Source organism: Aquabacterium sp. UBA2148 (assembly GCF_002328915.1).
Lineage (GTDB): Bacteria > Pseudomonadota > Gammaproteobacteria > Burkholderiales > Burkholderiaceae_C > Aquabacterium > Aquabacterium parvum.
The window spans coordinates 9982-16891 of sequence record NZ_DCXA01000305.1 but is presented as its reverse complement, the minus strand read 5'-3'; the positions used below and the strand labels follow the sequence as shown (position 1 = coordinate 16891).

The window sequence follows — 6910 nt, the reverse complement described above, 5'->3', positions numbered from 1 at the left end:
CCCGCCAGGAAGACTTGAACGGCCGCATCCGCCGCAACGTGATGGACACGCGCCGCGCGGTGAGCTTCATGATGCGCGCGCGCATGCTCAACGCAGACCAGTTCGAAGAGGCCCGCCAGATCCTGCGCGACATCGACTCGCTCGACTCGCACACGGCCTTCCTGTTCGACAAGATCAACTTCCTGATGGACGCGACCGTCGGTTTCATCAACATCAACCAGAACAAGATCATCAAGATCTTCTCGGTGGCCTCGGTGGCCTTCCTGCCGCCCACGCTGATCGCCAGCATCTACGGCATGAACTTCAACGCCATGCCCGAGCTGAACTGGCGTTTTGGCTACCCGTTCGCCGTGCTGGTGATGATCATGTCGGCCATCACGCCCTTCTGGTACTTCCGCCGCAAGGGCTGGCTGAACTGAACCACGTGCCTGGCCTGAACCTGCCTGCGCTGCCGCCCGGCTTGTGGCGGGTGATGTGGGGCACCACCTTCGTGGTGCTCAGCTACAGCCTGCTCAACCCGGTGCTGGCCGTGCGCCTGCAAACCGAGGGCGCCAGCGCCACGGCCATCGGCTGGTTCGCCACGCTGCCGTTTTTGAGCGTGGCGCTGCTGGTGCCGCTGGTGCCCAAGTTGTTCGGCCGCATCGGCGTGGGTCAGGCTTACCGGCTGGGCCTGCTGCTCGAGCTCATCGCCTGCCTGGGCTACCTTTTCACCGACGACTACCGGCTGTGGTGCGTCTTTGGCTTGATGGCCGGCCTGGGTGCCGCCGCAGCCTGGAACGCCACGGAGGCGCTGATCGCGCACAACACCCCACCGTCGCACCGGGGCCGGCTCACGGGCCTGTACCAGGCGCAACTGGGTGCGGGCATGGCGCTGGGGCCCTTCCTGCCAGGCCTGCTGGGGTTGGGGCCCATCGGCGCCAACTTGCTGGCGGCTGGCGGGCTCGCGCTGGGCTTGTCCCTGGTGCTGGTGCCCTCGATCACCCGGCTCAAAGCCATGCACGACGACCACGAGCCCATGGGCCTGCTGTCGGCCTGGCGCTTTCGGCCCACGCTGGCCTGGGCGGCGGTGGTGGGTGGCGTCTTCGAGGTGGGGCTGGGCTCCATCACCACGGCACACGGCTCGGAGATCGGGCTGAGCCTGGCGGCGGCCACTTCCATCGCCGGCGCCCTGGGCGTGGGCAGCTTCGTGCTGCAGTACCCGCTGGGCTGGCTGGCCGACCGGCTGCCCGCGCGGCGATTGTTCGTGGGAGGCGCGGTGGTGCTGGTGCTCAGCGCCCTGGCCTTCACGCGCTCGAGCCAGCACCCTGAACTGCTGTGGGCCTGCGCGCTGCTTTGGGGCGGCATCGGCGGGGCGCTCTACACGCTGAGCATGATCCGCGTGGCGCACGACTTCGCGCATTCATCGGCGATCGCGGGCACCTCGGCCATGATCGCCGGCTACACCGCCGGTGGCGCCATCGGCCCGGTCATCAGCGGCTGGGTGTTCGACCACCACGGCGTGGCCGGCCAGGGCCTGTGGCTGGGCGTGCTGGCGCTCAGCCTGCTGCTGATGCACGCCCGGCGAGCTGCCCCTGCACCCGACGCCACTGACTGAGCAGGGCCGCGTGCAGGCGCTCGGCCGGCACCGGCTTGTGCAGCAGCACCAGCCCCGATGCGTGGGCTTCACGCAAGCGCTGCGGGCCGGTGTCGCCCGTGACCAGGAAGGCGGGCAGGTCCGCCCCCAAACGTTCGCGGATGAGCGAGACCGCCTCCAGGCCGCTGCGGTGGTCTCGCAGGCGGTAGTCCACCAGCAACAGGTGCGGCGTGAAGGCATCCAGCCGCGCCAGGGCCTCGTCCACGGACGAGGCGGTCTCGCAGGCGCAGCCCCAGCTCATCAGCAGGTCGCTCATGGCGGCCAGCACCGACTCGTCGTCTTCGATCAGCAGCACGTTGAGCCCGGTCAGGTCACCGCCTTCGTCGCCGGGCCGGTCCGACGCGATCACCGCAGCTTGGCTGATCGGCAGCGTCAAGCGGAACACCGAGCCACGCCCCTCGCGCGAGGCCAGCCCCACTTCCACGCCCATGGCCCGAGCCAGCCCGTCGACGATGGACAAGCCCAGCCCCAGGCCTTTGCGTCGGTCGCGCTCGGGGTTGCCCAGCTGGTGGAACTCGCGGAAGACCTCGCGGTGCTGCGACTCGGGGATGCCGATGCCCGTGTCCCAAACCTCGATGACGGCTCGCCCGACGCGGCGCCGGCAGCCCAGCAACACCGCGCCACGCTCGGTGTAGCGCACGGCGTTGACCAGCAGGTTGCGGATGATCATTTCGACCAGCGCCGGGTCGGCCTGCACCACCAGGCGGGTGTCGCGCAGGCGAAAAACCAGGCCCTTGCTTTCGGCCAGCGGTGCCAGTTCGCGCTCGAGCTTGTGGAACAAGGGCTGCAGCGCGAAGGTGCGCAGCTGGGGCTGCACCACGCCCGCGTCGACCTTGGAGAAATCCAGCAAGGTGCCCAGCATCTCGTTGGCCGCCTCGTTGGAGGCCATCACATGGCGCACCAGGTGGGCCTGCCGGTCGTTGAGCCCGGCACGAGAGAGCGCCCCCAGGTAGAGCCCGGCGGCGTGCAGGGGCTGGCGCAAGTCGTGGCTGGCAGACGCCAGGAAGACGGTCTTGGCCCGGTTGGCGTCTTCGGCCTCGACCAGGGCCTGCTCGACCATCTCGCGCGCCTCCAGCGCCCGCTGGGTCTGGTCACGCAGGCGGTCGACCAGGCCTTCGTTTTCGAAGCGCAGCTCGATGGAGCGCAGCGTCATGCGCGAAGCGTGGAACGAGTAGACGGCCATCGCCCACAGGTAGGCCGTGGCGCCTGCGGCCAGCGCCCAGTTGATGGTGCCTTGCGCTCGCACCAGGGCCACGATCAGCGGCACCAGGCAGCAAAGCCAGTAAGACAGGGCCACCGGCCACACCGAGCCAAAGATGCCCAGCGCAGCCGAGCCCATGCCGGCGATCAGGCAGATGACCAGCGTGGCCGAGTCAGGCTCGCCCGGCCGGATGAACAGCACCGCCAGCGCCCCCCAGCACGCGCCGCTGAGCGCAGCCAAGGTCAGCAGGAACCGCGCATGCCGGCCCGGCTCGAAATCCGCCTGCCCTGGCGAAGGCAGGAGGCGATGCACCAGCTGACCGGCCCAGGCCAGGCCAACGGTGCCCACCGACCACCACCAGATTCGGCCATCGCCCACCGTGAACTGGTAGGCCACGGCAGCGATGAGCGCCACCAGGGAGGTGGCCACCATCGCGGTGCTCAGGCCCCGGTCGATCAACTCCACCTGGGCCGACAGCGAGCGGGGCGGATCAAAGCGCAGCGCGCTGGCCCACATCGACGTTTGTGTCATGGCGAGAGCAGGCCACGGGCCACGGCCCGCTCGTAGGCTTCCTGCCGGCTGGTGGCCTGCAACCATTCGGTGATCCAGGAGACCTCGGCACGCACCGCGCTCTCGCTCATGCCCAACTGCCGAGCGATCGCCTTGTTGGGCGTGCCCCGCCCGAGGTAGCCCAGGATCTGGAGCTGCAGCTCGGTGAAGGTGGGGCCGGCTTCGCTGGCCAGCATGGCCAACTCCGGCGCCTGCGCCCCGTGCGCCACCCCACCCTGGAGCGCGGACAGCGTGGCGTACGGCAGCGCGGCAAAGGAGGTTTCGCCTCGCAGCAAGGTCTGCACGGCCCCCACGATGTCGTCGGCCTGGGCCGATTTCGGGATGAAGCCCTCGGCGCCCACCTCGCGCGCCTGCGCGATCAGCTCGGCCGTGACCTCGCCCGACATGAACAGCACCCGCGTCTGCGGGGCCGCCGCCTTGAGCGCGGGCAGGTCGGACAGGCCGTGCCCGTCTGGCAGGTGGACGTCGAGCATGACCAAGTCAACCGGCTGGTGACGCAGGTGCTCCAGCGCCTGAGCCCAGGTGCCCGCCTGGGTAAGCAAGGCCTGCGGCCAGCGCTCGGCCAGCATCAGGCCCAGGCCCATGCGGAACAGGGCGTGGTCATCGACCAGGAGGAAGCGAGGGCCAGCGATCGTCATGCTCTGCCAAGGGTGAAGGGACTGCAGCCGCGAGTATCCGCTGCCGCCGTCCGTTTTCCGGTCATCGCCCCCCTGGCTGCGGTCCCAAATCCCCAATAAGGGGGAGGTGGGCGCAGCCGTCCAGCGCTCAGACCTCGCTCAGACCTCGCTCAACCCTTGCTCAGCCCTTGCGTGCGCGACGGGCCTTGACCGCGTCGGACAGGATCTGGAGCACCTTCTCGGAGTCGTCCCAGCCGATGCAGGCATCGGTGATCGACTGACCGTAGGCCAGCTTCTTGGGGTCGTCCTTGCCCGGGGTGAACTTCTGGGCGCCGGCGCACAGGTGGCTTTCGACCATGACGCCGAAGACCTGGTGCGAGCCGCCCGAGACCTGCTCGGCGATGTCCTGGGCCACCACCACCTGGCGCTCGTGCTGCTTGGAGCTGTTGGCGTGGCTGAAGTCGACCATCAGCGAAGGGTGCAGCTTGGCGGCCTCGAGGTCCTTGCAGGCGGCGGCCACGCTGGCGGCGTCGTAGTTCGGCGCCTTGCCACCGCGCAGGATGACGTGGCAGTCGGGGTTGCCGGCCGTGCCGACGATGGCGACCTGGCCGTTCTTGTGCACCGACAGGAAGTGGTGGGCACCCGCGGCGGCCTGGATGGCGTCGGTGGCGATCTTGATGTTGCCGTCGGTGCCGTTCTTGAAGCCGATGGGTGCGCTCAGGCCGGAGGCCAGCTCGCGGTGGACCTGGCTTTCGGTGGTGCGCGCACCGATGGCGCCCCAGCTGATGAGGTCACCGATGTACTGCGGCGAGATCGCGTCGAGGAACTCGCTGGCCGCGGGCACGCCCAGGCGGTTGATCTCCAGCAGCAGCTGGCGCGCCATGCGCAGACCTTCGTCGATCTTGAAGGACTCGTCGAGGTAGGGGTCGTTGATCAGGCCCTTCCAGCCCACGGTGGTGCGGGGCTTTTCGAAGTACACGCGCATGACCACTTCCAGCGTGCCTTCGTACTGCTCGCGCAAATCGCGCAGCTTGCGGGCGTACTCGATGGCGGCCGCCGGGTCGTGGATGGAGCAGGGGCCGATGATCACCAGCAGGCGGTCGTCCTTGCCATGCACGATCTTGCGGATCGCCTTGCGCGTGCGCGAGACCAGCGTCTCGATGGCCGTGCCGCGGATCGGGAAGAAGCGGATCAGGTGCTCGGGCGGCGGCAGCGGCGTGACGTTCTTGATGCGTTCGTCATCGGTCTGCGAGGTCTTGTCGGCGGGCGGAACCCAGCCTTCGGCGGCGCTGGAGTGGGTGCTCATGGGGCGATCCTGTTGGGGTGCTTCGATCAGAGGCGGAATAAAAAAAACCGCCGGTTGTGCCGGCGGTTTCAGTTGGGTGGGTCTGCTTACGCGTTGGCCACTCCTGCGCCGGTGAGGTGCTGGATGTGAAAGTGCCAAAAGTAGTAACGGACCGTGGTACGCATGGAAACACTGTAGCACGCCCTGTTGACGGGCGACAACCCGGGGTTGCCGGGGCTGCCTGGCAGGGCGTGCCAGATCTCACTGCCTCGAGCTGGAGGCATCACTTGAGCTGCGGGAACGCGAACTCCGGCCCGCGCGCGATGCTGTCGGGCCAGCGCTGCATCACGGCCTTGTGGCGGGTGTAGAAGCGCACGCCCTCGGGGCCGTAGGCGTGGTGGTCGCCGAACAGGCTGCGCTTCCAGCCCCCGAAGCTGTTGAAGGCCATCGGCACCGGCAGGGGCACGTTCACGCCCACCATGCCCACCTGGATGTGGCGCACGAACTCGCGTGCGATGCCGCCGTCGCGGGTGTAGAGGGCCACGCCATTGCCGTATTCGTGGTCGTTGATGAGCTTGACCGCGGCGGCGATGTCCGGCACGCGCACCACACAGAGCACGGGGCCGAAGATCTCTTCGCGGTAGACGCTCATCTCGGGCGAGACCTGGTCGAGCAAGGTGCCGCCGACGAAGTAGCCGTCTTCGTGGCCCGGCACGCGCAGGCCACGGCCATCGACCACGGCGAGGGCGCCCTCTTCGATGCCCTGTCCAATCAGCCCCTCGATGCGCTGCTGCGCCATGCGCGTGATGACCGGGCCCATCTCGGCATCAGCTTGATGACCTTCGCCCACGCGCAAAGCGCGCACGCGGGTGGCCAGCGACGCCACCAGCTCGTCGGCCACATCGCCCACCGCCACGGCCACCGAGATGGCCATGCAACGCTCGCCAGCCGAGCCGTAGGCGGCGCCAATCAGCGCGTCCACGGCCTGCTCCAGGTCGGCGTCGGGCATGACGACGAGGTGGTTCTTGGCGCCACCCAGGGCCTGCACGCGCTTGCCGTGGCGCGCGCCTTCGGCGTAGATGTGTTCGGCCACGGGCGTGGAGCCCACGAAGCTGACGGCCTCGATGCCGGGGTGCGCCAGGATGGCGTCGACGATGGCCTTGTCGCCCTGCACCACGTTGAAAACACCATCCGGCAAGCCGGCTTCTTGCAGCCACTCGGCCATCAGCAGCGAGGGCGATGGGTCGCGCTCCGAGGGCTTGAGCACGAAGGTGTTGCCGCAGGCCAGCGCCACCGGGAACATCCACATGGGCACCATGGCGGGGAAGTTGAAGGGCGTGATGCCCGCGACCACGCCCAGCGGCTGGCGCATGGACCAGGCGTCGATGCCGCGCGCGATCTGGTCGGTGTACTCGCCCTTGAGCAGTTGCGGGATGCCGGTGGCGAACTCGACCACCTCGATGGCGCGGGCGACCTCGCCCATCGCGTCGGGCAAGGTCTTGCCGTGCTCCTGCACGATGAGCTCGGCCAGCTGGGACGAGCGCGCCTGCAGCAGGTTCAGGAAGCGGAACATGACACGGGCGCGCGCCAGCGGCGGCTGGGCC

Annotated in this window: 6 protein-coding genes; 2 read left to right on the top strand and 4 right to left on the bottom strand. The window is 68.8% G+C overall.

What is annotated here, in order from left to right; all coding sequences use genetic code 11:
- Both B2W70_RS16790 and B2W70_RS16785 read left to right on the top strand, forming a co-directional pair.
- The coding region (locus B2W70_RS16790) for a CorA family divalent cation transporter (protein WP_286747406.1) at positions 1-419 on the top strand (419 nt) is incomplete at its 5' end.
- 5 nt (positions 420-424) lie between these two features.
- Positions 425-1594, top strand: coding sequence for an MFS transporter (locus tag B2W70_RS16785; protein ID WP_286747405.1), 1170 nt, complete (start codon positions 425-427; stop codon positions 1592-1594).
- Here the strand turns inward: B2W70_RS16785 and B2W70_RS16780 are convergent.
- The 4 genes from B2W70_RS16780 to B2W70_RS16765 form a co-directional block, all read right to left on the bottom strand.
- Positions 1536-3365: an ATP-binding protein gene (locus B2W70_RS16780; RefSeq protein WP_286747403.1), complete on the bottom strand. Its 1830-nt coding sequence runs from the start codon at positions 3363-3365 to the stop codon at positions 1536-1538. The two genes, B2W70_RS16785 and B2W70_RS16780, sit on opposite strands and share 59 nt — an antisense overlap.
- The gene (locus B2W70_RS16775) at positions 3362-4042 is read right to left on the bottom strand and encodes a response regulator transcription factor (RefSeq protein ID WP_286747401.1); all 681 of its coding nucleotides are present in this window, start codon (positions 4040-4042) and stop codon (positions 3362-3364) included. Before B2W70_RS16775 ends, B2W70_RS16780 begins: the two co-directional genes overlap by 4 nt.
- Positions 4043-4202: 160 nt before the next feature.
- Positions 4203-5327: a 3-deoxy-7-phosphoheptulonate synthase gene (locus tag B2W70_RS16770; protein ID WP_286747399.1), complete on the bottom strand. Its 1125-nt coding sequence runs from the start codon at positions 5325-5327 to the stop codon at positions 4203-4205.
- Between the two features lie 262 nt (positions 5328-5589).
- Positions 5590-6910: CoA-acylating methylmalonate-semialdehyde dehydrogenase (locus B2W70_RS16765; RefSeq protein WP_286747398.1), on the bottom strand; the 1321-nt coding region annotated here is incomplete at its 5' end.

Excerpts from the sequence above, each read along its gene's own strand:
- B2W70_RS16775 (WP_286747401.1), bottom strand. The coding sequence starts at position 4,042 with ATGACGATCGCTGGCCCTCGCTTCCTCCTGGTCGATGACCACGCCCTG.
- B2W70_RS16780 (WP_286747403.1), bottom strand. The coding sequence starts at position 3,365 with ATGACACAAACGTCGATGTGGGCCAGCGCGCTGCGCTTTGATCCGCCC.
- B2W70_RS16770 (WP_286747399.1), bottom strand. The coding sequence starts at position 5,327 with ATGAGCACCCACTCCAGCGCCGCCGAAGGCTGGGTTCCGCCCGCCGAC.